The organism is Methylobacterium sp. Leaf111, assembly GCF_001423285.1.
Taxonomy (GTDB): Bacteria; Pseudomonadota; Alphaproteobacteria; order Rhizobiales; family Beijerinckiaceae; genus Methylobacterium.
The window spans coordinates 60,255-85,173 of sequence record NZ_LMNE01000009.1 but is presented as its reverse complement, the minus strand read 5'-3'; the positions used below and the strand labels follow the sequence as shown (position 1 = coordinate 85,173).

The 24,919-nt window shown below is 71.5% G+C and carries 24 protein-coding genes; 10 read left to right on the top strand and 14 right to left on the bottom strand.

All coding sequences use genetic code 11. From position 1 onward, the window contains the following. Positions 1-258 precede the first annotated feature (258 nt). The 6 genes from ASF41_RS08545 to mnhG all read left to right on the top strand — a co-directional run bounded on the left by ASF41_RS08545 (position 259) and on the right by mnhG (position 6,354). Entirely contained in the window at positions 259-3,192 is a 2,934-nt protein-coding gene (locus ASF41_RS08545) for a monovalent cation/H+ antiporter subunit A (protein WP_056492395.1), read from the top strand. Further along, positions 3,192-3,560 (top strand): Na+/H+ antiporter subunit C, encoded by a 369-nt coding sequence (locus ASF41_RS08540; RefSeq protein ID WP_056379827.1) that lies wholly within the window; start codon positions 3,192-3,194, stop codon positions 3,558-3,560. Before ASF41_RS08545 ends, ASF41_RS08540 begins: the two co-directional genes overlap by 1 nt. A gap of 82 nt (positions 3,561-3,642) precedes the next feature. Beyond that, positions 3,643-5,250, top strand: a complete 1,608-nt coding sequence (locus tag ASF41_RS08535; protein WP_056492392.1) for a monovalent cation/H+ antiporter subunit D — start codon at positions 3,643-3,645, stop codon at positions 5,248-5,250. Then, a complete protein-coding gene (locus ASF41_RS08530; protein WP_056216337.1) occupies positions 5,247-5,735 on the top strand; it encodes a Na+/H+ antiporter subunit E in 489 nt (162 codons plus the stop codon). Before ASF41_RS08535 ends, ASF41_RS08530 begins: the two co-directional genes overlap by 4 nt. After that, entirely contained in the window at positions 5,732-6,016 is a 285-nt protein-coding gene (locus tag ASF41_RS08525; RefSeq protein WP_056216335.1) for a K+/H+ antiporter subunit F, read from the top strand. Before ASF41_RS08530 ends, ASF41_RS08525 begins: the two co-directional genes overlap by 4 nt. After that, positions 6,013-6,354 (top strand): monovalent cation/H(+) antiporter subunit G, encoded by a 342-nt coding sequence (gene mnhG, locus ASF41_RS08520; RefSeq protein ID WP_056355404.1) that lies wholly within the window; start codon positions 6,013-6,015, stop codon positions 6,352-6,354. Before ASF41_RS08525 ends, mnhG begins: the two co-directional genes overlap by 4 nt. A 196-nt stretch (positions 6,355-6,550) precedes the next feature. On the opposite strand, the gene ASF41_RS08515 is transcribed toward mnhG, so the two are convergent. From ASF41_RS08515 to ASF41_RS08500, 4 genes are all read right to left on the bottom strand, one after another. Next, positions 6,551-6,856: a hypothetical protein gene (locus ASF41_RS08515; RefSeq protein ID WP_056492390.1), complete on the bottom strand. Its 306-nt coding sequence runs from the start codon at positions 6,854-6,856 to the stop codon at positions 6,551-6,553. Positions 6,857-6,863: 7 nt separating this feature from the next. Beyond that, entirely contained in the window at positions 6,864-8,738 is a 1,875-nt protein-coding gene (locus ASF41_RS08510) for a PAS domain S-box protein (protein WP_244479596.1), read from the bottom strand. Positions 8,739-9,329: 591 nt separating this feature from the next. Then, positions 9,330-10,604, bottom strand: coding sequence for an EAL domain-containing protein (locus ASF41_RS08505; protein WP_056492387.1), 1,275 nt, complete (start codon positions 10,602-10,604; stop codon positions 9,330-9,332). Positions 10,605-10,819: 215 nt separating this feature from the next. Then, positions 10,820-11,350, bottom strand: a complete 531-nt coding sequence (locus ASF41_RS08500; protein WP_244479595.1) for a methyl-accepting chemotaxis protein — start codon at positions 11,348-11,350, stop codon at positions 10,820-10,822. 498 nt (positions 11,351-11,848) lie between these two features. Between ASF41_RS08500 and ASF41_RS08495 the strand changes: the two genes are divergently transcribed. Further along, positions 11,849-12,934, top strand: coding sequence for a PAS domain-containing protein (locus ASF41_RS08495; RefSeq protein ID WP_056355414.1), 1,086 nt, complete (start codon positions 11,849-11,851; stop codon positions 12,932-12,934). 42 nt (positions 12,935-12,976) lie between these two features. On the opposite strand, the gene ASF41_RS08490 is transcribed toward ASF41_RS08495, so the two are convergent. Continuing rightward, entirely contained in the window at positions 12,977-13,159 is a 183-nt protein-coding gene (locus ASF41_RS08490) for a hypothetical protein (protein WP_056216322.1), read from the bottom strand. Between the two features lie 320 nt (positions 13,160-13,479). Between ASF41_RS08490 and soxC the strand changes: the two genes are divergently transcribed. Both soxC and ASF41_RS08480 read left to right on the top strand, forming a co-directional pair. Then, positions 13,480-14,784, top strand: coding sequence for a sulfite dehydrogenase (gene soxC, locus ASF41_RS08485; RefSeq protein ID WP_056492381.1), 1,305 nt, complete (start codon positions 13,480-13,482; stop codon positions 14,782-14,784). A gap of 16 nt (positions 14,785-14,800) precedes the next feature. Then, positions 14,801-15,373, top strand: a complete 573-nt coding sequence (locus tag ASF41_RS08480; protein WP_082504183.1) for a c-type cytochrome — start codon at positions 14,801-14,803, stop codon at positions 15,371-15,373. 36 nt (positions 15,374-15,409) lie between these two features. Here ASF41_RS08480 and ASF41_RS08475 read toward each other — a convergent pair whose 3' ends face one another. From ASF41_RS08475 to ASF41_RS08435, 9 genes are read right to left on the bottom strand one after another with little or no spacing between them, the layout of a single operon-like run. Beyond that, positions 15,410-16,426, bottom strand: coding sequence for an ABC transporter substrate-binding protein (locus ASF41_RS08475; RefSeq protein ID WP_056492379.1), 1,017 nt, complete (start codon positions 16,424-16,426; stop codon positions 15,410-15,412). A 49-nt stretch (positions 16,427-16,475) separates the two neighbouring features. Further along, positions 16,476-18,134 (bottom strand): thiamine pyrophosphate-binding protein, encoded by a 1,659-nt coding sequence (locus ASF41_RS08470; protein WP_056492376.1) that lies wholly within the window; start codon positions 18,132-18,134, stop codon positions 16,476-16,478. Between the two features lie 39 nt (positions 18,135-18,173). Beyond that, positions 18,174-19,904 carry an L-aspartate oxidase gene (locus ASF41_RS08465; RefSeq protein WP_056492373.1) on the bottom strand — a complete coding sequence of 577 codons (1,731 nt, stop codon included), beginning with the start codon at positions 19,902-19,904 and terminating at the stop codon, positions 18,174-18,176. Beyond that, positions 19,904-20,509, bottom strand: coding sequence for a fumarate hydratase C-terminal domain-containing protein (locus ASF41_RS08460; RefSeq protein ID WP_056355431.1), 606 nt, complete (start codon positions 20,507-20,509; stop codon positions 19,904-19,906). Before ASF41_RS08460 ends, ASF41_RS08465 begins: the two co-directional genes overlap by 1 nt. 28 nt (positions 20,510-20,537) lie before the next feature. Continuing rightward, the gene (locus tag ASF41_RS08455) at positions 20,538-21,410 is read right to left on the bottom strand and encodes a fumarate hydratase (protein ID WP_056492371.1); all 873 of its coding nucleotides are present in this window, start codon (positions 21,408-21,410) and stop codon (positions 20,538-20,540) included. A gap of 24 nt (positions 21,411-21,434) precedes the next feature. Continuing rightward, on the bottom strand, positions 21,435-21,815 hold the full coding sequence (sdhC, locus tag ASF41_RS08450; RefSeq protein ID WP_056216305.1) for a succinate dehydrogenase, cytochrome b556 subunit: 381 nt from the start codon (positions 21,813-21,815) through the stop codon (positions 21,435-21,437). Next, positions 21,812-22,141: a succinate dehydrogenase gene (locus ASF41_RS08445; protein ID WP_056216303.1), complete on the bottom strand. Its 330-nt coding sequence runs from the start codon at positions 22,139-22,141 to the stop codon at positions 21,812-21,814. Before ASF41_RS08445 ends, sdhC begins: the two co-directional genes overlap by 4 nt. Continuing rightward, complete coding sequence (locus tag ASF41_RS08440; RefSeq protein ID WP_156653240.1) at positions 22,138-22,923, bottom strand: succinate dehydrogenase/fumarate reductase iron-sulfur subunit; 786 nt, start codon at positions 22,921-22,923, stop codon at positions 22,138-22,140. The genes ASF41_RS08445 and ASF41_RS08440 overlap by 4 nt, the downstream gene beginning before the upstream one ends. Before the next feature lie 3 nt (positions 22,924-22,926). Beyond that, a complete protein-coding gene (locus ASF41_RS08435; protein ID WP_056492362.1) occupies positions 22,927-23,958 on the bottom strand; it encodes an ABC transporter substrate-binding protein in 1,032 nt (343 codons plus the stop codon). A gap of 106 nt (positions 23,959-24,064) precedes the next feature. On the opposite strand from ASF41_RS08435, the gene ASF41_RS08430 reads away from it, so the two are divergent. Further along, positions 24,065-24,901, top strand: coding sequence for a GntR family transcriptional regulator (locus tag ASF41_RS08430; protein WP_056492360.1), 837 nt, complete (start codon positions 24,065-24,067; stop codon positions 24,899-24,901). Positions 24,902-24,919: the final 18 nt, after the last annotated feature.

Below are 24,919 nucleotides of genomic sequence, written 5' to 3'. Positions count from 1 at the left end.
CCTCGTCGGCTCGGCCCAGACCTTTCTCAACCTCTGAGCCGTTCCCGACCGACAAGATCTCACACCGACCCGCCCGGCCTCCGCCGTGGCGGGTCGCGTCGTGGGTTCGGGAAGCTCCCGCCGGGCGGCGCTCGCCACCCGGTCTCCCGGAGGCTATAGCCGTGTGGCGTGCGTCAGCGCGTCCCCGCTCGCGGAGGGGCGCCTCCGGCCGATCGCGAGGCTGCCCGTGTCCGCCCGTTCCTCTCATCGCCCGAGCTGATGCCGCCTCAACTTCTCCTTGCCATCGCGGCGATCCTTCCTTTTCTCGGCAGCGCGGCCGTGATCAGCCTGCCCGGACATGCGCGCAATGCCGCCGCGATCCTGGCCGGGTCGACCCTGGTGGCGTGCCTCGCCTGCATCGGGCTTCTCTACCCAATGGTGTCCGCGCCCGGCGGCAGCTTGGTCTGGGCGGTGGACTGGCTTCCGACGCTCGGCGTCCAGTTCGTCCTGCGGCTCGATGGCCTGGCCTGGCTGTTCGCAGTCCTCGTGCTCGGGATCGGCGCGCTCGTCGTCCTGTACGCGCGCTACTACATGGCCGCCGAAGATCCGGTCCCGCGCCTGTTCAGCTATCTCCTCGCTTTCGTCGGCGCGATGCTGGGGATCGTGCTCTCGGGCAACCTGATCCAGCTAGTCGTGTTCTGGGAACTGACGAGCATCGTGTCCTTCCTGCTGATCGGCTACTGGACCGACAATGCGTCCGCCCGCGACGGGGCCCGGATGGCCCTCACCATCACGGCGGCCGGCGGTCTCTGCCTGTTCGTCGGCATGGTGCTGATCGGGCAGATCGTCGGGAGCTACGACCTGGCGGTAGTCCTGGCCTCGGGTGACACGATCCGCTCCAGCCCGCTCTACCTCCCGGCCCTGGTGCTCGTGCTCGCGGGTGCCCTCACCAAGTCGGCGCAGTTCCCCTTCCATATCTGGCTGCCGCGCGCGATGGCGGCCCCGACGCCGATCAGCGCGTACCTGCATTCCGCCACCATGGTGAAGGCCGGCATCTTCCTGATGATCCGGTTCTGGCCCGTGCTGGCCGGCACCGAGACCTGGTACTGGATCGTCGGCACCGCCGGCATGGCGACGATGCTGGTGGGCGCCTGGAGCGCGATCTTCCAGCACGACCTCAAGGGCCTGCTTGCCTACTCCACGATCAGCCATCTCGGGCTGATCACCCTCCTGCTCGGTCTCGACTCGCCCCTCGCCGTCGTGGCGGCGATCTTCCACACCGTGAACCACGCGACCTTCAAGGCCTCGCTCTTCATGGCGGCCGGGATCATCGACCACGAGACGGGCACGCGGGACATGCGCCGCCTCAGCGGGCTGTGGCGGGCGATGCCCTACACGGCGACGCTGGCGATGGTGGCCGCCGCCGCGATGGCGGGCGTGCCCCTCCTCAACGGCTTCCTCTCGAAGGAGATGTTCCTGGCCGAGGCGGTCGACAATGCGGGCGAGCACGGGCTGAACCTCGCCCTGCCGATCCTGGCGACGCTCGCGAGCGCCTTCACCATGCTCTACTCGGTGCGCTTCATCCGCCAGACCTTCTTCGGGCCCGCCCCCCACGACCTGCCGCAGGTGCCCCATGAGCCGGTCCGCTGGATGCGCATCCCGATCGAACTGCTCGTCCTGGTCTGCATCGCCATCGGCCTCGTGCCGAATCTCACCATCGGGCCCGCCCTCGCGGGCGCGGTCCGGTCGGTCCTCGGGGCGCGGACGCCGGACTACGACCTCGCGATCTGGCACGGCTTCAACGCGCCGCTGGCCCTGAGCGTCGTGGCGCTGGTAGGGGGCGTCGCGCTCTACGGCGTGTTCGGGCGGCGGATCAACGCCAATCCCCGCGGCGGCCCCTGGCTGATGGACCGGCTCGACGGCGGCCGGCTGTTCGAACGGGCGATGACCGGGCTCGTGACCGGTGCCCGCCGGTTGGAGGGGCACCTGGGCAGCGAGCGCCTCCAGGTGCAGTTGCGCATCCTCTTCCTGACCGTGCTCCTGGCCGCCATGCTGGCCGGAGCCGTGCGGGGGCTCGACCTCTTCGCACCGGGACGCGCCACGACGTTCGACCCCGCCTTCGCCCTGATGTGGCTGGTCGGTGCGGCCTGCGCCGTGGGGGCGGCCGAACGGGCGAAGTATCATCGCCTCTCGGCCGCCATCTTCGTCGGCGGAGCCGGACTCGTCAGCAGCCTGACCTTCCTCTGGCTCTCGGCGCCCGACCTCGCGGTCACGCAGATCCTCGTGGAGATCGTCACCACGGTGATGCTACTGCTGGGCTTGCGCTGGCTGCCCAAGCGCGACGCCGCGATTCCGGCTCCGGCCTCCGAGGCGGCGCGGGCCCGGCGGCGGCGCATCGTCGACCTCTGCATCGCGGCCTTCGCGGGCCTCGGCCTCGCCGGCCTGGCCTACGCGGTGATGACGCGGCCGGCGGTCGACGGCATCGCGCGCTGGTTCGTCGAGGAGGCCTACCCGCAGGCGGGCGGGCGCAACGTGGTCAACGTCCTGCTGGTCGATTTCCGTGCGTTCGACACCCTGGGCGAGATCTGCGTGCTCGGCATCGTCGGGCTCACGGTGTTCGCGCTGCTGCGCCGCTTCCGCCCGGCCTCGGACAGTCTCGGACGTCCCAAGCAGCAGGTCAGCCACGATGCCTACGACGCGGCACGGGCCGGCCGCAGCCCCGGCGACACCGCCGCCGATGCCCTGCTGGTTCCCCGCGTGGTGATGACGTGGCTGTTCCCCTTCATCGTCCTGCTCGCCCTGCACCTGTTCCTGCGGGGACACGACCTGCCCGGCGGGGGCTTCGCGGGCGGCATCGCGCTGACCATCGCCTTCGTGCTGCAATACATGGCCCAGGGGGCCGAGTGGGTGGAGGAGCGCCTGCGCATCCGGCCGATCGCCTGGATCGGCGTCGGCCTGCTGGTCGCCGTCCTGGCGGGCGCGGGATCCTGGCTGTTCGGGCGCCCGTTCCTCACCGCCTCCTTCGCCTACTGGGAGCCGCCGCTGCTCGGAAAGGTGCCGGTCGCGAGCGCACTGGTGTTCGATCTCGGGATCATGGTCCTGGTGGTGGGCGCGAGCGCGCTGATGCTCGTCGCCCTGGCGCACCAGTCCGTGCGCCGGACGCGGGCGGCCGAAGCCGAGGCGGAGCGCGCCGCCGAGAGGGAGCCGGCCTGATGGAACTCGTCCTGTCGCTGGGCATCGGCGTCTTCGCCGCCTCGGGCATCTGGCTGATGCTGCGCCCGCGCACCTTCCAGGTCGCCCTCGGCATCTCGCTGCTGAGCTACGCCGTGAACCTCTTCATCTTCGCCATGGGGCGTCTGACGGTCGGGGCGCCGCCGGTGCTCGGGGCCGGCGCCGAGGTGGTCTCCGTCGACGATCCGGTCCCGCAGGCCCTGGTCCTCACCGCCCTGGTGATCGGCTTCGCGCTGACGGCGCTCTTCCTCGTCGTCCTGCTGGCCGCCCGCGGCATCACCGGCAGCGATCACGTGGATGGCCGCGAGCCTGGCCAGGGCGAACCGCAGCCCGGGAATCCGCACCCATGAGACGCTTCCTCAGCGTGACGCCCTTCCCCGGCCGGACGCGCTCCCCCAGCATGAGGCGTTCCTCCGCGATGACCCGTTGCCGATGACCCCATCCGTCCTGACTGCCACCGCCGAGACCACCTGGTCGGACCACCTCGTGGTGCTGCCGATCGTGCTGCCGATCGCCGTGGCCGGGGTGATGTTCCTGTTGGACGAGCGGCGGCGCCGGCTGAAATCGGGGCTCAGCCTCGTCACCGTGCTTCTCCTCCTCGGCATCGCCCTGGTGCTGGCCCTGCGCGCCGAGGCGGCGGCCCAGGTCTATCGCCTCGGAAATTGGGACGCGCCCTACGGCATCGTCCTGGTGGCCGACCGGCTCTCGGCGCTGATGCTGGTGCTGGCGAGCGTGCTCGGCCTGTGCGCCCTCGTCTTCTCCTTCGCCCGCTGGGGCCGGGCGGGACCCCGCTTCCACGGCCTGTTCCTACTGCTCCTGATGGGCGTGAACGGGGCCTTCCTCACCGGCGACCTGTTCAACCTGTTCGTCTTCTTCGAGGTGATGCTGGCCGCCTCCTACGGCCTCGTCCTGCACGGCTCGGGCGAGATGCGGATCCGGGCCGGCCTCGGCTACATCGCCGTGAACCTGGTCGCCTCGCTGTTCTTCCTCGTCGGCGTCAGCCTGATCTACGGAACCATGGGGACGCTCAACATGGCGGACCTCGCGCGGCGGCTCGCGGCACCGGCGGCCGCCGAACCGGCCCTGTTCGAGATCGGCTGCGCCGTGCTCGGCATCGCCTTCCTGATCAAGTGCAGTGCCTGGCCCCTCGGCTTCTGGCTGCCGACGACCTACGCGGCGGCGAGCGCGCCCGCGGCGGCGATCCTCGCCATTCTGAGCAAGGTCGGCATCTACGTGGTGATCCGCCTCAGTCAGCTCCTGTTCGGTTCGGGCCTGTCCGCCGGCTTCGGCCAGACCTGGATCCTCGCGGCCGGGCTCGCGACCATGGCCTACGGCACCATCGGGATCCTGGCCGCGCGCGAGCTCACCCGGGCGGCGGGCTACGCCGTGATGATCTCGTCCGGCACGATGCTGGCGGTCCTGGGCACCGGCAGCGCCGCAGCGCTCGCGGGCGCCCTGTACTACCTCGTGGGATCGACGCTGGCCGCCGGCGCCCTGTTCCTCCTCGCCGAGATCCTGCAGCGGGGCCGCGCTCCGGGGCAGACCCAGCAGGCGGTCTTCGCCGACGAGTACCGCGACCCCTTCGACGACGCCGACGCGATCGAGATCGGCCGGACGTTTCCGGCGGCGGTCGCGCTCCTGGGAAGCGGCTTTCTCCTCTGCACGCTGATGCTCGCCGGCATTCCGCCGCTGGCCGGGTTCGTCGGCAAGCTCGCGATGTTCACCGGATTGGCCACGGGCCCGATCCCGGCCTCGGCCTGGTGGCTGATCGCCGCCCTGACGCTCTCCAGCTTCGGCACCCTGGCGCCGCTGGTCCGTCTCGGCATCCAGAACCTCTGGGTTCCGAGCGACGACCCGCCCCCGGTGCTCCGCCCGCCCGAGTTCCTGGCTCTGGCCGGATTGCTCGCGGCCTGCCTGGCCCTCGCCCTCTGGGGCGGCCCGGCCCTCGCCTACGCGGACGCCACCGTCCAGTGGCTGGCGCAACCGCAGGATTACGTCCGGGCCGTCCTCGGCGCCGCCCATGGAGGGGCGGGCGCATGAGCCGGTTCCTGCCCTACCCGCTGCTGACGGTCGCCCTCGCCCTGACCTGGCTCCTGCTGAACGCCCCGATCACACCGGGAAGCGCCGCGCTGGCGCTCCTCGTCGGGGTGTCGGTTCCCGCCGTGATGCGGGCGCTGCAGCCCCGCGCCGTCCTCGTGCGCGCGCCGGGCACCCTCGCGCGCCTCGCCGTCGTCGTGCTCTACGACATGGTCCGGTCGAACGTCGACGTCGCCCGGATCATCCTGGGCCTGCGCCGCGGGGAGCGGCGCACCGGGTTCGTGACGATCCCCCTCGACCTGCGCGAGCCCTTCGGCATCACGGTCCTGTCGATCATCCTCACCGGCACCCCCGGCACGCTCTGGGTGCAGTACGATTCGCAGACCGGCTGCCTGCTCCTGCACGTGCTCGACTATACGGGCGGGGACGAATGGGTGCGGCGGGTGAAGGACCGCTACGAGCGCCCCCTGATGGAGGTCTTCGCATGAGCGCCACCGCCGTTCTCGACTGGGGGCTCGGCCTGGCCCAGGGCATGCTCGTGCTGGCGATGGCGCTCGCCGCGTGGCGGATGTTGCGCGGTCCGCGCGCGCAGGACCGCATCCTCGGCCTCGACACCCTCTACCTCAACGGCATGCTGGCGATCGTGGTCCACGGCATGCGCACCGGCAGCGGCCTCTACTTCGAGGCGGCGCTGATCCTCGGCATGATCGGCTTCACCGCCACCGTGGCGCTGGCCAAGTTCCTGATGCAGGGCGAGGTGATCCAATGAGCGGCGCGGAGCTGCCGCTCTGGGCCGCCTGGCTGGTGGTCGCGCTGGCGGTCGTCGGAGCCGCCTTCTCGCTGACCGGAGCCCTCGGCCTCATCCGCCTGCGGACCTTCTACGAGCGCGTCCACGCGCCGACCCTCGGGGCGACGCTGGGCATGGCCCTGATCCTCATCAGTTCCATGCTGCTCCTTTCGCTGCTCGAGGGCCGGCTCGTCCTGCGCGACGCCCTGATCGGCGTGTTCCTTACCGTGTCGACGCCCGTCACGCTCCTGCTCCTCGCGCGGGCCGCGGCACATCGCGACCGCCACGAGGGCACGCCCGAAGCGCCGCCGGAGATCTGACGCTCGCGCCGGCCAGCGCCCGGCCGGGACGAACCGAACCGGCCCGGACGGACTTGGCTCGACAGGCTCACGCGCCCCGCCGGAATGCGGGTCGCACCGCCCAGCGGATCGGTGTTCCCGAGGATGCGTCCCGGGTTCGGGCGTCAATCCTGCCGCCCAGGGGCGGGGCGCGTCGACGAGGATCGGCGGCCCCAGCTCAGAGCTCCGGCACGGCGTGAGGGTCGAGGACCGCCCCGTAGGTCAGGACGGCCCGTGCGAGGCGCGTCATGTTCTGCGCGGCCGCGTTGAGCCGGGGGACCATCGGATCGTCGGCCGGTAGCGCGGCGACCAGCAGGACGAGTGCGTCCTGAAGGCCCTGCAGCGAGCGCGTGATCGACGCGGAGGTGCCGGCGAGCCGATGGCGGCACCCGCCGGCCTCGAGACCCGCCAGGCCGGCGCGGTTCTCCGCCGGGCCGAAGCGGTTGGCGGACCGGTCGAACGGAAGGCCGGAGGTTTCGCGCATGGCCGCCTCACGCCGTCCGGATCTTGGCGAGGAAGCGGGAGACCTCGCCGTCGAGATGCTCGGACTGGCGCGAGAGGTCCGAGGCGGCGGTGAGGACCTGGGTCGCCGCGCTTCCGGTCTCCTCGGCCGCCCGGGCGACACCGGACATGTTGCTGGTGACCTCGCCGGTCCCGGTGGCGGCCTCGGTCACGTTGCGCACGATCTCCTGGGTCGCCGCCCCCTGCTGCTGCACGGCGGCCGCGATGGACCCCGCGACCGCGTCGATCTCCTTGATGCGCCGACGGATGCCATCGATGGCGCTCACGGCGCCTCCCGTCGCCCCCTGGATCCGCCCGATCTGCCCGGTGATCTCATCGGTCGCCCGGGCCGTCTGGTTGGCGAGTTCCTTGACCTCGGCCGCGACCACCGCGAAGCCGCGTCCGGCCTCGCCGGCCCGGGCCGCCTCGATGGTCGCGTTCAGGGCCAGGAGGTTGGTCTGGCTCGCGATGGCCGAGATCATGGCGACGACGTCGCCGATCCTGCGCACGGCCTCGCTGAGTTCCTGGACCAGGGTCGCCGTCTGTTCCGCCTCGGCGACCGCCTGGCCCGCCAGGTCCTCCGAGCCCGCGACCTGCCGGCTGATCTCGTCGACCGAGGCCCCGAGCTCCTCCGCGGCCGCCGCGACGGTGCCGACATTGGCGGCCGCCTGGCTCGCGGCGGCAGCTACGGCGGTCGATTGCTGTGCGGTCTCCGCCGCGATGCCCGACATGCCGGAGGCGGTCGCCTGCAGCTCGGTCGCCGCGGAGGCGACGGAGGCCAGGACGGCTCCCACCGTCTGCTCGAAGGCGTCGGCCAGTTGCACGCGCTCGGCCCGGTGGCGGGCCTCAGCCTCGACCCGCTCGCGCGCGGAGGCCTCCTCGAGGCGCCGGACCTGTTCCCGCTGCTCGACCTGGGCCGTCACGTCGATGGCGAACTTGGTGATCTGTATGGGTCGTCCGTCGGCGTCGAGCACCGGGTTGTAGCTGGCCTCGATCCAGACCTCGCGCCCCGCCTTGCCGATGCGGCGGAACTGCCCGGCCTGGGACTCGCCGCGGCGCAGGGCTTCCCAGAACCGGGCGTACTCGGCACTCGCGCGGTGGGCAGCGTCGACGAACAGGCCGTGATGCTGGCCGACGACCTCGGCCGCCGTATAGCCGACGGCGGCGAGGAAGTTGGCATTCGCCTCGAGGACGCGGCCGTCGAGGTCGAAGCTGATCACGGCCTGCGACCTGCGGATGGCGTCGACCTGCCCGCGAAGCGCGTTGGTCTCGACGGTCTGCGCCGTGATGTCGGTGGCGTACTTCACCACCCGCGCGACCTGGCCGGCGCCGTCGCGGATCGGATTGTACGAGCCCTTGATCCACACGGCCTTGCCGTCCTTGGCGACCCGCTTGAATTCGGCGACCTCCGCGTGGCCCGCCCGGAGGCCGTCCCAGAAGGCGACGTAGGCGCGGCTGTCCCGGTAGGCCGCCTCCACGAACAGGCTGTGATGGCGTCCCCGAACCTCGTCGAGGGTGTAGCCCATGACCGCGAGGAAGGCCGCGTTGGCCGACACGATGGTGCCATCCGGGGTGAACTCGATGACGGCCTGGGACGCCTCGATCGCGGCGAGGCGGCGCGCCTGGTCCTCCCGCTCCAGGCGGGGGGTGGCGTCGGTCCATTCCAGGACGTAGCCCGAGATCCTGTGGCCCTCCATCAGCGGCGTGACGGCGACGTCGAAGGGTCGGCCGCCCAGGCGGGCCAGGGCGTCGTGCCGATGGCGCAGCCCGAGGGCGACGATGGACTGGCCGGACAGGTCGCGGCAGAGGTCGTCGAGGCGGCGACCCTTATGGTCGGCTCCGCCCGGCCCGAGCAAGTCTTCCATAGCAGGATTCATCGTCGTGACGACCGACAATGCGTCGAGCCCAAGAACCGGCATACGCAAGCCGCCAAACACTGCGGCGCCGGACCTCGACTTACGTGACGCTCCCATGAAATCGAACATCGGATATTTCTCCCCTTATGCTGACTTGCTGTTCGAATCTTCGCGATGACCGCTCCAGAACATCACATCATTGTGAGACCGCACCACTTGACGATATCTGAATCAGATATTCAGCCCTGCACTGGAAAACTGTCTTTCCGCGGCTCGGACGCCCAAAAAAACCATTCTTTCGTCGTGATACCGACGATCGTGACAGATTTTCTGCCACACCCGTGTCTTCTTGGCTCTCGGATCAGGCCTGTGCGAAGGGCGTCTGCGAACCGCCGTTACCCCGGCAGAAGGGCCGTCCGACCCGCTCCGGCCCGGCCTGGCTGGGTCCGGCGGGACGACCGAAGGAGGTTCGGGACCGAAGCATCCCTCATCCGCACCAGGTCAGGTCGCTCAGGGCGCGCAGCGGCCGCGTTCCGGGTCGGTCGGCGCCCACCCATCATGGGCGGCCCACGGGGCGACCGCGGTGATCCGCCGCGAGCCTCAGACGATTGCCAGCGCGGTCCGCATCCGTGCCTGATCCGGCACCGGTGAGGACGTCGCCTCGATGCGATCGATCAGGGCCATCACCTCGGAAGCGGGCCGCGCGGGGCTGTAGAGGAAGCCCTGTGCGACGTCGCAGCGCTTGGCGCGGAGGACGTCGAGCTGCGCCTGGGTCTCCACGCCCTCCACCGTCACGTTCATCGAGAGGGCGCGCGCCATCCGGGCGATCGCCTCGACGACGGCGACCTTCTCGGGCCGCCCCTGAAGGTCGCGCACGAAGGAGCGGTCGACCTTCACCTTGTCGAAGGGAAAGGCGATGCGCGCCTGCGCCTCCCGGCTGGCCGTCACGTCCGATCCCACGCCGCGATATCCGACGAAGGTCCCGAGGGCATCGAAGACGGGCCGGCCGTTTAGGGTCAGCCAGCGCCTGCCGTCCCGCGTCCGGAGCCGCACAGTGTGATCGCGGAACGGACTCCGCGCCGCGATGGCGGTCAGGACGGCATCGATCCCGGTCGCGCCCCCGGCCTCGTCGGCGAAGTCCCTTAGGACAGCCTGGAGCGTGCGGTGGCGAAGGGCAACCGGATCGACGCCCAGCAGGCCGGCGATCGGCTCGAGGGAGGGCCTTAGGCGGCCGACGGTGTCGATCTCCCACAGCCAGTCGCTCGTCCCCTCGGCGAAGTCCTTGAGCAGGAGCTCGATCGTCTCGCTCTGTGCCTGCACCACGACGCGGTTCCGGATGCGCTGGTAGGCGTGCCCGCACAAGCGACGCGCGCTGACGAAGACGAAGGTCGCGTAGAGGGTCAGCAGCAGGGCAACGGAGTGGCCGACCGGTCCCTCGCACCCCGCCAGGCCGATGAAGATGCCGGCGACCACCGGGACCACCGCCAGAAGGGCGAGGGAGAAGACGGGGCCGGCGACGTAGGCGTGCGAGATCAGGGCGGCGCAGACGGCGCCGACGACGACCCGATAGGCATTGTCGAGGGTCGGGAGCAGGACGGCCGGCATCGTCGCCCAGGCGAGGCCGCGCCCGAACGCGAGCAGGTGCAGGACCCGGAAGGCCCCGCGGGTGGAGGGGCAGGACGCGCCCCCGCCGATGACACCCCGGTAACGGGGCGTGGCGACGATGGCGGCACCGCAGAGCGTCGTCACCGCCGCGGCCAGCACGGCGAGGTAGGTCTTCGCGGCGATGTCCCAGAAGATGGCGGCGAGCGAAAGCGCCACGGTCGCCTGGGTGAAAGCGGAATAGCGGCCGAGTTGCAGCGTCTCGCCGAGCATCGCCGCGCGGACCGCCGCACCCAGCCGTGCTTCGTCTTGGGAGGGGGAGGCCGGGGTATCGGCCTGCTCCGGAGCGGTCTCGACCCCTTCCGGGCCGGCATCGCCGATCGCACCGGTGGTGCGCCCATCGTCCAGGACCGCAAAGCGATCCCGGGATCCGTCCGGGGATCCGTCCCGTCGACCGGATAGGCCAGGGTGTGCGGAGACGGGCGGCATCAGGCGGCCATGCTGCGAGAGGCCGCGCGGCCTTGCCGGGTCGAGGCGTCGACCTCGCGGGTGGAGACCTTGATCAGACCCCCGTTCTGGCTGAACTCGGTGACGGCGACCGTCATCACCTGCATGCTGGCCGACATCTCCTGGGCCACCGCAGCCTGCTGCTGGACGGCGGTCGAGGAGGCCGCGATGTCGTTCGTCGGCCCGATGGTCTCCCCGATGCGGGCGATGGCGGTGGCGGCCCCCCGGGCGGCGGATTGGGTGCCGGTGATCTGGCTTTCGACGCTCGGGGTCGCCTTCGCCGTCTGGGCGGCCAGGCTCTTCACCTCAGCGGCGCCGATGGCGAAGTGCTGCCCCGGCTCCCGGACCGGCGCCGCCTCGATGGTGGCGTTCCGTGCCAGGAGGCTGGTCCGGCGGGCGATCTCGCCGACGGAGGCAGCGATGCCGTCGAGGTCGAACTCGATCGACTTTTGGGAAGCATCGAGCGCACTGAGCTTCGATTTCAGTTCATCGCCACCCCAGAACATCGCCATCCCCATGCAACGGACAGGCTGCCGTTACTGGTGCAAACTAGGCATGCGGACATAACGCAAACACAGGCAAATCCCCGAAACTCGGGGGTATCTCCAAATTTTCGCGTCGCATTTTCTGTCATCCGCGATGCAACATCCAAGGCTCGCACCCGGCTGAAACGAAATCTGTCATGCCTATCCTCGCATGTGGCCAACGAGCCGAAACTGATGACCGAGGCGTTGAAGCCGGTCTTCGGGTGGGAAGGCGGGCTCTTCACCGTGGAGGCGCGTTTCAATCGTTTGATTTCGCGCCTGTTTTCGTCCGCGCGGAGACGAAGACGCGCATGCCGTCGGATGAGCCGTGCGCCCCTCCCCGCAGCGCATCCCGGGGGGCATCACGGTACGAATGCGAAGCCAGGTGTCTTTTCACCCATTGGCAAGTCGCTTCGGAACTATAAGGACAGCAGGCAGATCGAATCGCTGGAGCCGAAGGGGAAGCCTGTGCCCACGAGAGTTCTCATGCGCCCCCAGACGGCATCCGATGGCAATGGAACCCTGCGGGCGTTCTCCTCCCGGCACTTCCTCAAGCTCATCGAAGACACCGGCAAGGTGGGCTTCTGGTCCGCGGACCTTCGCAGAGAAGAGGTCGACGCGTCGCCGGGACTCTACCGTATTCTCGGCCTGGACCCGGCCTCCCGCGTAACCTTCGGGTTCGGCCTGGACATGATCCACCCCGACGACAAGGCCGCCCACGCGGATCAGATCGCGGTGCTGCGGAATGGCCAGCCGATCAGCCGCGAGTTCCGGATCATCCGCCCGGACCGCACCCAGCGCTGGCTGTTGCACCATGCCGAGGTGATCCTGGGGCAGGACGGCAAGCCGAACCAGGGCATGGGCGTGGTGTTCGACGTGACGGCGCGTCACGATGCCATGAATGCGGTCATGCAGCGCCACGACCGCCTCAACGCCCTGATCGCCGCGACCGCCGCGGTCTTCTGGCTCAACAAGGCGAACGGCGAACCCAGCGAGATGCCGCAATGGATGGCCCTGACCGGTCAGAGCCACGCGGAAATGGAGGGCATGGGCTGGCTGAACGCCGTCCATCCCGATGATCGCGCCCGGACCCAGGCGGCCTGGATGACGGCGGTCGAGCACACGGCGCCCTACAACACCGACTACCGGGTGCTGTGCGCGGACGGCATCTACCGCTGGTTCAACGCCCGCGGCGCTCCGGTCCTGAACCGCGACGGCTCGGTGCGGGAGTGGGTCGGCGTCTGCCTCAACGTCCCGGGCCGGAATCGATACGGCGCCTCCGGCACCGAGGCGTCGCCGCCGCCCTCCCCGCAGGCGACGGCCACGGCTTCGGCCGAGGCCGGACTGACCTCGGGACAGGTGCGGGCCGCCCGCGGCCTGACCGGCCTGTCGAAGGAGGAACTGGCCAAGCTGGCCAACGTCTCCGTCTCGACCTTGAACCGCCTGGAGGATTCCAACTCCGCCATCCAGCCGCGACACGACACGATCCTGGCCGTGCGCCGGGCTCTCGAGGGGGTCGGCGTCGAGTTCATCTTCGAGGCGGGGAAGAAGCCGGGCGTTCGCGAGGCGTGAGCATCGCGGGGCGACGGGATCGGGCCGCCCCGGACGGATCGCTCAGTTGGCCGTCCGATGCGACGCGGCCGGCGCGAAGGTCCACCCGTTCAGGGAGCGGGGGATCGGCAAGCGCGCCAGGTCCAGCCCGCACGCGGCTTTGTAGGCGTGCTCCTCGGTCAGCATCCGGAGCCCCTGCTCCGCCGTCTCGCAGGTTCCGAGAACGTCGTGGTCCAGCAGAACCACATAACAATCCTTCTGCCCCAGGAGCGTTCGCTGGATGCGGAATGCTCCCTGAGGCGTATCACAGAGCCAACAACCACCCATGGCGCGCACCTCCGCCTGAGATCCGGGAGCGAGATCATGCGGCGCGCACCCGATCCCTGTCCAGAACCTTAATGCATACCTTTTGATCTGACATGCAAAATTCCGCTTCCGCTCCCGGCGAGGCCTGCCCGTCGCGACGCTGTGCCGGCGGAGACCCGAAAGGGGATGACGGAATCGGGTGAGCGGTCCTACACTCCGCGCTGCCGACGACGGCCCCGACCTGGTGAAGGAGACGCAGCGTGAGCGGACCAGAATCCGACGAAGACCGCGTCCGGAATACCACGGAGGTCGCGTCGAGGTCGCGCCGGTCCTTCCTCGCGCGGGGCACTGCCCTCGTCGGCGGCGGCCTCGTCGCCGCACGCGCGGCGGAACCGGCCGCGGCGGCGTCCCCGGCCGGCGGTCCGCCGGGCGTGCCGCCCTGGATGACGACCCCCGGCGCGGAGACCGGGGCGCAGCCCTACGGGACGCCGTCGCCGTTCGAGAAGACCGTCGTCAAGAACATTCCGAAGACCCTCAAGCAATACACCTCAGCATCGGTGCGCACGCCGCTGCAGGAGCTCGACGGGATCATCACGCCCAACGGGCTGTTCTACGAGCGCCACCATGGCGGCGTCCCCGCGATCGACCCGGCCCAGCACCGCCTGATGATCCACGGCCTGGTGGAGCGGCCCCTGGTCCTGACCATGGACGACGTCCGGCGCTTCCCGAGCGTGTCGCAGATCCACTTCATCGAGTGCTCGGGCAACCCCGACTTCAAGGCGATCCGGGCGGGCCGCACCGCCTCCGACCTGGTGGGGCTGGTGAGCTGCGCCGAATGGACGGGCGTGCGCCTCAGGACGGTGCTGGAGGAGGCCGGCCTCCAGCCGGGCGCCAAGTGGGTGATCGCCGAGGGCGCGGATGCGGCCGCGCTGACCCGCAGCCTCCCGATCGGGAAGTGTCTCGACGACGCGCTGCTCGTCTACAGCCAGAACGGCGAGCGCCTGCGCCCGCAGCAGGGCTACCCCCTGCGCGTGCTCCTGCCCGGCTACGAGGGCAACATGAGCGTGAAGTGGCTGCGCCGGCTCAACGTGACGGACGCGCCGGCCTATTCCCGCGAGGAGACGGCCAAGTACACCGACCTGATGCCGGACGGGACCGCGCGGCAGTTCACCTTCACCATGGAGGCGAAGTCGGTGATCACGCGGCCGTCGGGGACGCAGCGGATCGTGCCCGGCTTCAACGAGATCACCGGGATCGCCTGGAGCGGGCGGGGCACGATCGCCCGGGTCGAGGTCTCGGTGGACGACGGCCGGAGCTGGCAGGAAGCGCAGCTCCAGGCGCCCGTCCTCGACAAGGCGCTGACCCGGTTCCGCCTGGCCTGGACCTGGAACGGAGAGCCCGCCGTGATCCAGAGCCGGGCCATCGACGAGACCGGCTACGTGCAGCCGCTCCTCGCCGAACTGGCCGGGGCCCGGGGCCTGAACTCGTTCTACCACAACAACGCCGTCATCCCCTGGCGCATCGCGGAGAGCGGAGAGGTGTCGAATGGCTATCCCAAGGCGTGACGGCACCGCCCTCCGAATGGGCCCCAGGGCCGCGATCGGCTTGGCCGCGACCGCCCTGGCCGCCATCGCCATAGCGGCGACAGGGTTGGCCGCGATCGCTTCGGCCGGCCCGGCCTCGGCCGAGACCCGCTACGGGATCGGGCGCCCCGCCACCGCGGCGGAGGTCGCCGCCTGGAACATCGACATCGACCGGGACGGCCGGAAGCTTCCCGCCGGCCGAGGCAGCGTCGCCCAGGGCGGCGCGCTCTTCGCCGAGCGCTGCGCGTCCTGCCACGGCGCGAAGGGCGAGGGCGGCCTCGGCGACCGGCTCGTGGGCGGCCAGGGCACCCTCGCCTCGGCCCAGCCGGTGAAGACGGTGGGCAGCTTCTGGCCCTATGCCCCGACGCTGTTCGACTACGTTCGCCGGGCCATGCCGATGGACGCGCCGCAATCGCTCACGGACGACGAGGTCTACGCCGTCGTCGGCTACCTGCTGAACCTGAACGGCCTCCTGCCGGACGACGCCGTCCTGGAGGCGAGGAGCCTCGCCGCCGTGCGGATGCCCAACCGCGACGGCTTCGTGCCGGATCCGCGCCCCGACGTGCCCTGAGGCGCGGTGGACGAGGCCTCGGCTGCCAAGCTGGACTCAGCTGCCGGGTTTGGCGTGGACGTTGGCGAAGAACAGCTCCCGCCAGTCCCGGGCGCCGCGGCGGATCGTTTTCGTGCGGGCCATGAAGGTGACGACGGGCAGGATCGCCTGGGGCGTGGTCGTGAAGCTGACCTGGGGCGAGGCCAGGATCGACGCGATGAGGCCGACGTCGGAGCCGTCGCGGGCGAGGCGCACATAGGCCTGGGCGGCGGCCCGGGGGTCGCCCGCGATAGAGGCGACCGCCTCCTCCAGGGCCGCCGTGAACGCGGCGTGGAGGGTGGGATTGGCCTCCACGAAGGCGGCGGAGGCCCAGACCACGTTGAAGGTCGAGGGTCCGCCGAGCACGTCGAAGGAGTTGAGGATCGTCCGGATGCCGGGCCTGCGCAGCTCCAGCTCCTGGATCGGCGCGGCGGTGAAATGCGCGGTCACCTCCTGGCCGGCCAGGAGGGCGGCCATGCCGTCCGGGTGCGACAGGGTCACGGTCAGGCGGTCGAGGTCGTTGCGCCGCGCCTCCCCGAGCGCCTTCTCGGCCGCCATCTGCAGGAACATGGCCTGAACCGAGACCTTCACGGCCGGCAGGGCGATCTTGTCCCGGTCGGTGAAGTCGGCGAGCGAGCGGATGCGCTCCGCATTGGTGTTCATGAGGAGCGGCATGGCGTTCATCGCCGCCACGCCCTTCACCGCCATGGCGGTGCCCTCGGTCTTGGACCAGAGCAGGACGAGGGGCGGCACGCCGCCGGCCACGAACTGGATCGAGCCGGACAGGAGCGCGTCGTTCATCGCGGCTCCGCCCGCCAGGGTGACGTAGCGGACGCCGAGCCCCGACAGGCCCCGGGCCGCGGCGTGGGTCTGGAGCAGCCCCTGCTCCTCCATGAGCATCAGCGGCAGGTGTCCCAGGCTCGGCTGGCGCGCGATGGTGACCGCCTGCACCTCGGCCCGGGCCGGGCGCAGGCCCCCGAGGAGGGGCAGTCCCGCGCCGAGCAGTCCCCGGGCCAGTACGTCGCGTCGGCGCATGTGAACCTCCCTGGACCGGACTCGCGATGGGGGATGCGGTCGGCCCGCCTTACGGAACGGAAATTTTCGGCCTGCGGATCACCGGGGCGGGCACGCTCTCGATCAGCACGTTGAGGCAGGCCGGCAGGCCGCTGGCCTGCGCCTCCTCCAGGGCCCCGGGCAGGTCCTCGGCCCGGGTGACGAGGGCCCCGTGGCCGCCCAGAGCCGTCACGACGCGGTCGTAGCGGGAACTCAGGAGGTCGCAGTGGCGCGCCCGCGCCGCGCCGTACTGGCGCAGCTGGATCTGGTACTCGGCGTTCCAGCGGGCATCGTTGCCCACCACGGCGATGAAGGGCAGGCCGTAGCGCACGGCGGTGTCGAACTCGGCCATGTGGAAGCCGAAGGTGCCGTCCCCCAGGACCGCCACCACGGGCCCCGCCGGGTCGTGGAGGCGGGCCGCCAGGGCGAAGGGCAGCGACGCGCCGATGGTGCCCGAGACCCCGTTGATGAGGCGCCGGGGGGCCTGCACCAGGGCCTGGGGCCATTGCCCGATCTCGCCCCCGTCGCAGATCAGGGTGCCGCCGGGATGCAGGTCGAGGAAGGCGGCAACGCCGCGGCACAGCTCCACCGGATGGAGGCGGCCCTCGGGGCCGCGCCGGTCTTTCCAGTCCGGGGGCCGGTACGCCACAGCCGCCCGCACGGTGGCCGGCCAGTCCGTCCCCGCGCGCGGGCGCCCCCCGGCGCAGGAGCCGGCCAGGGCCGCGAGGGTCGGCAGCGCATCGGCCGTGCCCGAGACGGCGAGGCGGGCCGGATCGACCCGCGCGACGAGGGCGGGGTCGGGGTCGACGACGACGAAGCGGCAGGCCGGCGCCACCGCGGGCGCCTCGCCGAACTTCAGGGTGAAGTCGAGGGGCTTGCCCACGAGCACGAGGCAGTCGGCCTGGGCCAGCACCTCGGCGAAGGCGCCCAGACTCGGATCGTTGAGGCCGCGCGGGCTCTCCATCCCGAGGACGGGCACGCCCGAGGCCGCCTCCAGCGCCGCCATCCGGGCGCGCCCCTCGGCGCCGCAGGCGACCGGGCCGCACAGGATCAGGGGGCGCTGCGCCCGGCCGAGCTCCGCCGCCACCGCCGCGACGAGGTCGGCGCCGGGCGCGCCGACCCGGATCGCGGTCTCGGCGGGTGCCGGGGGAGCGACCGAGGAAGCGGCCGGGGCCTGCGCTTCCAGGAGGTCGACCGGCAGGCTGAGATGCACGGGCCCTGGCCGGCCCGCGCGGGCGATCCGCAGGGCCCGGGCGACGTCGTCGGCCAGGGTGTCGACGGCAGCCGCCGTCCACGAGGCCTTGGTCATCGGCCGGGCGATGTCGGCCTGGGCGAGTTCCTGGAAGGCGCCGCGCCCGAGCTCCGACAGGCCGGCATGGCCCGAGAGCAGGAGGACGGGGCTCTCCGCCGCCAGCGCCGTGAACAGGGCGGCGGCGCCGTTGGTCTGCCCCTGGCCGCCGGTGACCAGGGCGACCCCGACCTCCCCGGTCAGGCGGCCCCAGGCATCGGCCATGTGCACGCAGGCGGCCTCCTGGCGGACATGCACCACCGCGATGTCCGTGCCCAGCAGGGCATCGAAGATCGGCATGATGTGGTTGCCCGACAGGGTGAAGATGCGGCGGACGCCGAGGCGCTCCAGCGTCTCGACGACGATGTCGGCTCCGCGCGGCCGGCCCCGGGACTGGTCCATGGCGTCTCTCTCGGCGATCCGTCGGGTGGGGGCGCGGCCTCAGGCCGCCGCGTCGAGGAGGGAGGCGCCCGGGCGCACATGGGTGAAGGCGACGGGCTCCAGGGTGACGTCGAGCCCCTCCCCGGCCTGGCGCACCACGGTGTAGTGCGAGGTGGCGAGATCGGAGGCGTCGGGGAAGTCCTCGCGAAAGTGCGCCCCGCGGCTGTCGGTGCGGGCCAGGGCCGCGGCCCGGATCGCCTGACTGACGCGGACGAGGTTCTCGAGGTTGAGCCGGTCCATCCAGGTCAGGTTGTAGCGGCGGTCGCCGTCGGGGATGCCGGCCTCCGCCACCGCGGCCGCGAGGGCGTCGAGGCGCTCCCCGGCCCGGGCCAGCCCGGCCGCGTCGCGCAGGATGCCGACATCGTCCCACATGGTGGCGTAGAGGGCCTCCCGGATCGCCTCCAGGTCGCCGGCCGGGCGCCCGAGAGGGCCGTAGGCGCGGGCGAGCCCCGCCTCGATCGCGTGAGGATCGGGCTCGGCGAGGCGTCGCACGCCCCGGACGTCACGAGCCATGGCGGCGCCGGCCAGGCCCCCGAACACCGTCGAGTTGGCGACGCCGTTGCCGCCGAGGCGGTTGGCCCCGTGCACCCCGCCGGTATCCTCCCCGGCCGCGTAGAGGCGCGGCAGCTCGGTGCCGCAGCCGGGGCGGAAGGCGACCCCGCCCATCATGTAGTGGGCGGTGGGGATGACCTCGACCAGGCCCCCGGCGAGGTCGAAGCCGCAATCGGCGCAGCGCTCCACCATGCCCTTGAACTTGGCGGCCACGTCCGCGGGCCCGAGATGGCTCATCTGGAGGTAGACGCCGCCATGGGGGGTGGCGTAGCCGTCGCGGATGCGCCGCATGATCGAGCGGCTGACGACGTCGCGGGTCGCCCGCTCCGCCCGCGGGTCGTAGTGCTGCATGAAGCGCTCGCGGGAGGCGTCGAGCAGGTAGCCGCCCGCGCCCCGCAGCCCCTCCTCCAGCACCGTGCCGGTCATCCGCGTGCCCGCGCCCGCCAGCAGGCCGGTGGGATGGAACTGGACCATCTCCATGTCGCGTAAGGGCAGGCCGGCGCGGAGCGCCATGGCGAGGCCGTCGCAGGTCTTGTCGCCGGAGGGCGTGTGGAACTTGTACATGGTCGGGCCGCCGCCCGTGGCGAGCAGGGTCGCCCGGGCGCGGACCAGGACCGGGATTCCGGTCCGCATGTCGAGCATCAGCACGCCGGCGAGGCCGGAGCCGTCGGCGGCCGGGATCAGCTCGAGGGCGCGGTGATCCTCCAGGCGCCGGACGTCCCGGCGCCAGACCTGCTCGGACAGGCGGTTGATGATCTCGATGCCGGTGAGGTCGCCCTTGTGCACGGTGCGGTCGAAGGTCTGACCGGCGAAGGCCTTCTGGTGGACGCTGCCGTCGGGGTTGCGGTCGAAGAAGCAGCCGAGCTCGGTCTCCAGTTCGCGGATGCGGACCTGCGCCTCCGTGACCAGGGTCCAGGCCAGCTCCTGGTTGTTGAGCCACTTGCCGCCCTCGATCGTGTCCATGAAGTGGCGCTCGACCGAATCGCCCGGGGCGAGGGCGACGTTGTAGCCGCCCTGGACCATGCGGGTGCAGCCGCACTTGCCGAGCAGGCCCTTCACCGCGACGGTGACCTGGAGGTCGGGGGCGGCCTTCTTGGCGTGGAGGGCGGCGAACAGGCCGGCGCCCCCCGAGCCCAGGATGAGGATGTCGGTCTCGACGGTGGTCGGCACGGCGCGCATCAGGCGGCTCCCAGGCTCTCGATGACGGCATCCCGCCGGCTGGCGACGTCGCGCTGGACGTCGGCGAAGAGCGAGCCGCCGTGGGAATCCATGCCGACCAGGAGGGGGCCGAAGTCGCGGATCGCGAACTTCCACAGGCTCTCGGGGTGGAGGTCGTCGAGGTCGATGTCGTCGATCCGCTCGATCCAGGTCGTCTCCAGGGCGGCGGCGCCCCCGACGATGGCGAGGTAGGCGCCGCCGTGTTCGGCGAAGGCCGCGAGGGTCTGGGGGCCCATGCCGCCCTTGCCGACGATGAGGCGCACGCCCTCGCGCCGCATCAGGGCGTCGGTGAAGCGCTCCATCCGCATGGAGGTGGTGGTGCCGATGCAGAACGGCGCGTAGCCCACCGGCGCCTCGGGGGAGACCGGTACGCGGTGTACGTTGGGCGCGGTGTGGATCACCGCGTGGCCGGTGAGATCGAGATGGGTCCGGCGCCCCCGGTCGAACATGTGGATCAGGGTGGCATCCCGGATGCCGAACAGGATCTTTCGCAGGGTGACGGTGTCGCCGACCTTCAGGGCGCGGACCTGGGCCGCGTCGACCGGCATGTCGAGAACGTGGTGCATGGCGCAGGCCCTCCCGGAGGCGGCGATTTCAGTCGAAGGCGATGCCGCCCGGCGTGAAGGTCACCCTCGCCCGGCGGGCCGAGTGGCACTGGATGTTCACCGCCACCGGGTTCTGGGTGATGTGGGTGGCGGCGATTTCCACATGCACGGCGAAGCTGGTGGAGCGCCCGCCGAGCCCCTGGGGGCCGATGCCAAGCTCGTTGACGGCGCGCGACAGCTCCGCCTCGATCCGGGCGCCGTCGGGATCGGAACAGGCGGTCCGCAGCTTGCGGGTGGCCGCCACCTTGGCCAGATGCATGCACAGGTCCGAGGTGCCGCCGATGCCGACGCCCACGATGGTGGGCGGGCAGACGCGGCCGCCGAGCTCGATCACGCGGTCGATGACGAAGCGCTTGACCGCGTTGATGCCGTCCGAGGGCAGCAGCATCTGCAGGAACGAGCCGTTCTCCGAGCCCGAGCCCTTCGGGATCATCTCCACCGAGACGGTCTCGGGCCGATCGTCGAAATCCACGTGGATGATCGGCACGCGGATGCCGCAGGAGGTCTGCTCGTTCACGCGGGTGATCGGGTGGACCACGGAGGAGCGCAGGGAATGCTCGGTGGTCGCGCGTTCGCAGCCGCGCCGGATCGCGGCCTTGAGGTCGGCGCCCTCGACGCGCACGTCGCGCCCGATCACCACGTTGTAGATCGGGATGCCGGTGTCCTGGCAGAGGATGTTCTTGGTGCGCTCGGCCACCGCGATGTTCTCCACCATGGTGCCGAGGATCGCCCGGCCGGTGGCGCTGGTCTCCTCGCGGGCGAGATCCGCGAAGCCCGCCTTGATGTCCGGCGGCAGCAGCTTCAGGGCGCGGACGTAGAGGTCCTTGCACACCGCTTCGACTTCGGTGAGGTCGAGATCCATGCCGGTCTCCTTCGAAGGGTTGGCTCAGGCGCCGCCGAGCAGGAACAGGAGCCCCACCGCGAGCCCCGCCGCCACGCAGGCGGAGACGACGAGGGCCGTCCGCTCCCGGGTGACGAACCACTCGAGGGCCAGCACGCGCAGGCCCAGGACCATGTGCAGGGCCAGCGCGCTGACGAGGCCCCATTCGGCCGCGCGCACGAAGCCGTTGTGGGTCAGCCCGAGGAAGCTCTCGAGGCGGTCGGCCCCCTGCAGGGCGGTGCCGAGGGCGATGAAGTGCATCGGCAGGAACAGCGCCAGGGCGATCCCCGAGAGGCGGTGCAGCAGGGCGGCGGCGAAGCCCGCGCGCGGACGGGCGGCGCGGAGGCTCCTTGGCCGCGGGGCGGCGGTCTGCGTCCCGGCGCTCATGCGACGTAGACCGCGAGCGCCGCGCGCAGGCCGAGGACGACGAGGAGCGCCGCGACGGCGAGCATCGCCCCGTCGAGGGAGCGTCCGCGCCAGGGCGTCCACTCCCGCAGGATGCTGCGCAGGCCGATGGGCGCGTGGATCGCCGCCGCCACCACGAAGACGCCGTAGAACACGAGGAAGGCCAGGTTGCCCTGCGTCCGGCCCAGGATCTCCCCGGCGGTGAGCCCGCCGCGCACGGCGTACAGGATCGTGCCGAGATGGACCGCCACCGCCACCGCCAGGATCCCGGCGGTGCCGCGCTGCGCCACGTAGAGGAGCGGGCTCATGCCGACCTCCGGAAATGCCGGGCGCTGAGCCGCTTCAGGGCCGACCGGGCGGTGGCGCGCTTCAGCCCCGCGATGGCGAAGGTCGGCGCCAGGGCCTTGGGGCAGTGCTCGGTGCAGCTCATGTGGGTGTGGCAGGACTGGCAGCCGGCATCCCCGGATACGGCCTCCAGCCGCGCCGCCTGGCCCCGGTCGCGCACGTCGTTCACCAGGGTCCAGGCCCGGTTGAGGGCGGCCGGGCCGAGATAGTCCGGGTTCCACGTGACCACGTCGCAGGCGGCGTAGCAGACGCCGCAATTGATGCACTCGATGCCGGCATCCACCGCCCGGCGCGCGGGCGAATCCGGCGCCACCACGGCGAAGTCCGCGGGCGGCGCGTCGCCGGGCTCGAAGGCCCCGTGGGCGGCCGTCCACTTCTCGAAGAACGGCTCCATGTCGACGGCCAGGTCCTTGACCACCGGCAGGTTGCGCAGGGGCTCGAGGGTCAGGCCGTCGTCCTCCGCCACCGCCGCGACCCGCGTGCGGCAGGTCCAGCGCGGGCGCCCGTTCACCGTCATGGCGCAGGAGCCGCACATGCCAACCCGGCAGGCGAAGCGGTAGGCGAGCGTCGGGTCCTGCTCGCGCTGGATCTCGGTGACCACGTCGAGGATGGTCTGGGCCGGGCGCCGCGCCACGGTGAAGGCCTGGAAGCCGCCGTCCCGCCGGATGCGCACTCTCAGCGTCGCGCCGGGCACGGCCTCGACCGTGGGATCGGCCGGGGCGGGGACGGGAACGGACACGGTCATGCCTCAGCGCTCCGCCGTGGCGGCGGCGCCGGGAAAGAACAGCTCGCTCTGGTCGGCGGCCTTGGCGGCCACGAGGCCGGCGCGGTTCATGTAATCGAGATAGGCCAGCATGTTCAGGGGCGCGCTGGTCCACTGGGTCTGCGGCGCGCGGATGATCTCCACCGCCTCCGCCTCGGTGAGCCGGGCGTTCTCGGCCTTGATCCAGAGCGCGGCGACCCGGGCGGGCTCGGCCTTGATCAGCGCCAGGCTCTCCTCCAGGGCGGCCCGGAAGGCGGCCACGATCTTCGGGTTGGCGGTGACGAAGCGGCTGCTCGCCCAGACGAGGTTGAAGGTGTGCGGCCCGCCGAGGACGTCGTAGCTGTCCAGCACCTTGCGGGCCTTGGGGTCCTTCAGCTCCACCTCCTGGAACGGCGGGGCGCCGAAATGCGCCGTGATCTCGGAGCGGCCGCCGAGCATCGCCGTCTGGGCGTCGGGATGGCCCATCGAGACCGTGAGGGGGTCGAGCTTGCCCTGCTGGCCCGGCCCGAAGGCCTTCTCGGCGGCCATCTGCAGGGTGATCGCCTGGATCGAGCTCTTCACCGTGGGCAGGGCGATCTTGTCCTTCTCGGTGAAGTCCTTGATCGAGGAAACGGCCGGGTTCACGGTCACCAGCCAGAGCGGCATCGCGTTGAGGGCCGCCACGCCCTTGATCATCAGGTTGCCGCGGGTGCGGCCCCAGATCGTCAGCATCGGCCCGACGCCGCCGGCGGCGAAGTCGAGGTTCCCCGAGAGCAGGGCCTCGTTCATGCCCGAGCCGCCGGTGAAGCGCAGCCACTCCGTCTTGAGCTCCAGGCCCTGCTGACGGGCCTGCTTCTCGAGGAGGTGCTCCTCCTCCATCACCGTGAGGGGCAGGTAGGAGATGCCGAACTGCTTGGCGAGGCGCACCACGGAGGCCTCCGCCCGGGCGGACCCCGCGCCGGCCAGAAGGCTCGCCGAGAGCCCCACCGAGATCAGGGCCGCGGCGCCGCAGAGCCGGATGAGACGGCCGAGTGCCATGTGTTCCTCCTGCCTTGAGCCCGAATTCTCTGGTCCGGTGCCGAGGGCCACGATAGCCTCGTGCCGACCGCTGTCAACGGTCATATGTCATATACATGAGTTGCCGATGTCGAACCGCATGCGCGGCGCCCCCACCCCCCAGGCGCATCCCGAAGTCCCGTCGCCGGCCGCGCCCGAGACCGCGCCCGTGACCGGACCCACGAGCGCGCCCACGACCGCCCCCATGACCGGGCCTTTGGCGAGCCGTCCGCTCTACCTGCAGGCCCGCGACCTGCTGCTGCGCCGGATCGTGGACGGCACCTGGAAGCCGGGCGGCTACCTGCCGAGCGAGCCGCAGCTGGCCCTCGACCTCGGCGTCTCCATCGGGACGATCCGCAAGGCCATGGAGGACCTCGTCGGGCAGGGCCTGCTGGAGCGCCAGCACGGGCGCGGCACGCAGGTGGTGCCCCATTCGAGCGACCGGTCGCGCTTCCGCTTCCTGCGCTTCGTCCACGGCGACGGGCGGCCGTTCCGCCCGGTGGCCCGCGTCCTCGCCGCCGGGACCGCGCGGGCCGACGCGCAGGACCGGGCCGCCCTCGGGCTGGGGGCGGGCGCCAAGGTGCTGGTCCTGCTGCGGACCCGCAGCGAGGACGGCGTGCCGCTGATCTACGAGCGCATCGCGCTGCCGGCCGAGCCCTTCGCCGCGCTGAAGCCGGAGCCCGGCGCCGAGATGCTGGAGGAGATCTACGTGCTCTACCAGGCGCGCTGCGGCCAGACCGTGGCGCGGGCCCGGGACACGATCGCCACCGACCGGGCGAGCCCGGCCATGGCGGACGCCCTCGGCTGTGCGCCGGGGGCGCCCCTGCTGCTGGTGCGCCGGGTCGCCGTCGCCCTCACGGGCGACCCCATCGAGTATCGCCAGAGCTGGACGGCCATGCTCCACTACCGCTCCGACCTCGACTGACGGAGCGGAGGTCCTTCG

Bases quoted from the DNA above. Each gene is read 5' to 3' on its own strand.
- mnhG (WP_056355404.1), top strand. From the start codon at position 6,013: ATGAGCGGCGCGGAGCTGCCGCTCTGGGCCGCCTGGCTGGTGGTCGCG.
- ASF41_RS08530 (WP_056216337.1), top strand. From the start codon at position 5,247: ATGAGCCGGTTCCTGCCCTACCCGCTGCTGACGGTCGCCCTCGCCCTG.
- ASF41_RS08505 (WP_056492387.1), bottom strand. From the start codon at position 10,604: ATGCTCGGCGAGACGCTGCAACTCGGCCGCTATTCCGCTTTCACCCAG.
- ASF41_RS08545 (WP_056492395.1), top strand. From the start codon at position 259: ATGCCGCCTCAACTTCTCCTTGCCATCGCGGCGATCCTTCCTTTTCTC.
- ASF41_RS08440 (WP_156653240.1), bottom strand. From the start codon at position 22,923: ATGACCGTGTCCGTTCCCGTCCCCGCCCCGGCCGATCCCACGGTCGAG.
- ASF41_RS08470 (WP_056492376.1), bottom strand. From the start codon at position 18,134: ATGGACCAGTCCCGGGGCCGGCCGCGCGGAGCCGACATCGTCGTCGAG.
- ASF41_RS08515 (WP_056492390.1), bottom strand. From the start codon at position 6,856: ATGCGCGAAACCTCCGGCCTTCCGTTCGACCGGTCCGCCAACCGCTTC.
- ASF41_RS08460 (WP_056355431.1), bottom strand. From the start codon at position 20,509: ATGCACCACGTTCTCGACATGCCGGTCGACGCGGCCCAGGTCCGCGCC.
- ASF41_RS08535 (WP_056492392.1), top strand. From the start codon at position 3,643: ATGACCCCATCCGTCCTGACTGCCACCGCCGAGACCACCTGGTCGGAC.
- ASF41_RS08445 (WP_056216303.1), bottom strand. From the start codon at position 22,141: ATGAGCCCGCTCCTCTACGTGGCGCAGCGCGGCACCGCCGGGATCCTG.
- ASF41_RS08465 (WP_056492373.1), bottom strand. From the start codon at position 19,904: ATGCGCGCCGTGCCGACCACCGTCGAGACCGACATCCTCATCCTGGGC.
- ASF41_RS08510 (WP_244479596.1), bottom strand. From the start codon at position 8,738: ATGGAAGACTTGCTCGGGCCGGGCGGAGCCGACCATAAGGGTCGCCGC.
- ASF41_RS08540 (WP_056379827.1), top strand. From the start codon at position 3,192: ATGGAACTCGTCCTGTCGCTGGGCATCGGCGTCTTCGCCGCCTCGGGC.
- ASF41_RS08435 (WP_056492362.1), bottom strand. From the start codon at position 23,958: ATGGCACTCGGCCGTCTCATCCGGCTCTGCGGCGCCGCGGCCCTGATC.
- sdhC (WP_056216305.1), bottom strand. From the start codon at position 21,815: ATGAGCGCCGGGACGCAGACCGCCGCCCCGCGGCCAAGGAGCCTCCGC.
- ASF41_RS08500 (WP_244479595.1), bottom strand. From the start codon at position 11,350: ATGGCGATGTTCTGGGGTGGCGATGAACTGAAATCGAAGCTCAGTGCG.
- ASF41_RS08455 (WP_056492371.1), bottom strand. From the start codon at position 21,410: ATGGATCTCGACCTCACCGAAGTCGAAGCGGTGTGCAAGGACCTCTAC.
- ASF41_RS08495 (WP_056355414.1), top strand. From the start codon at position 11,849: ATGCGCCCCCAGACGGCATCCGATGGCAATGGAACCCTGCGGGCGTTC.
- ASF41_RS08475 (WP_056492379.1), bottom strand. From the start codon at position 16,426: ATGCGCCGACGCGACGTACTGGCCCGGGGACTGCTCGGCGCGGGACTG.
- ASF41_RS08430 (WP_056492360.1), top strand. From the start codon at position 24,065: ATGTCGAACCGCATGCGCGGCGCCCCCACCCCCCAGGCGCATCCCGAA.
- ASF41_RS08525 (WP_056216335.1), top strand. From the start codon at position 5,732: ATGAGCGCCACCGCCGTTCTCGACTGGGGGCTCGGCCTGGCCCAGGGC.
- ASF41_RS08480 (WP_082504183.1), top strand. From the start codon at position 14,801: ATGGGCCCCAGGGCCGCGATCGGCTTGGCCGCGACCGCCCTGGCCGCC.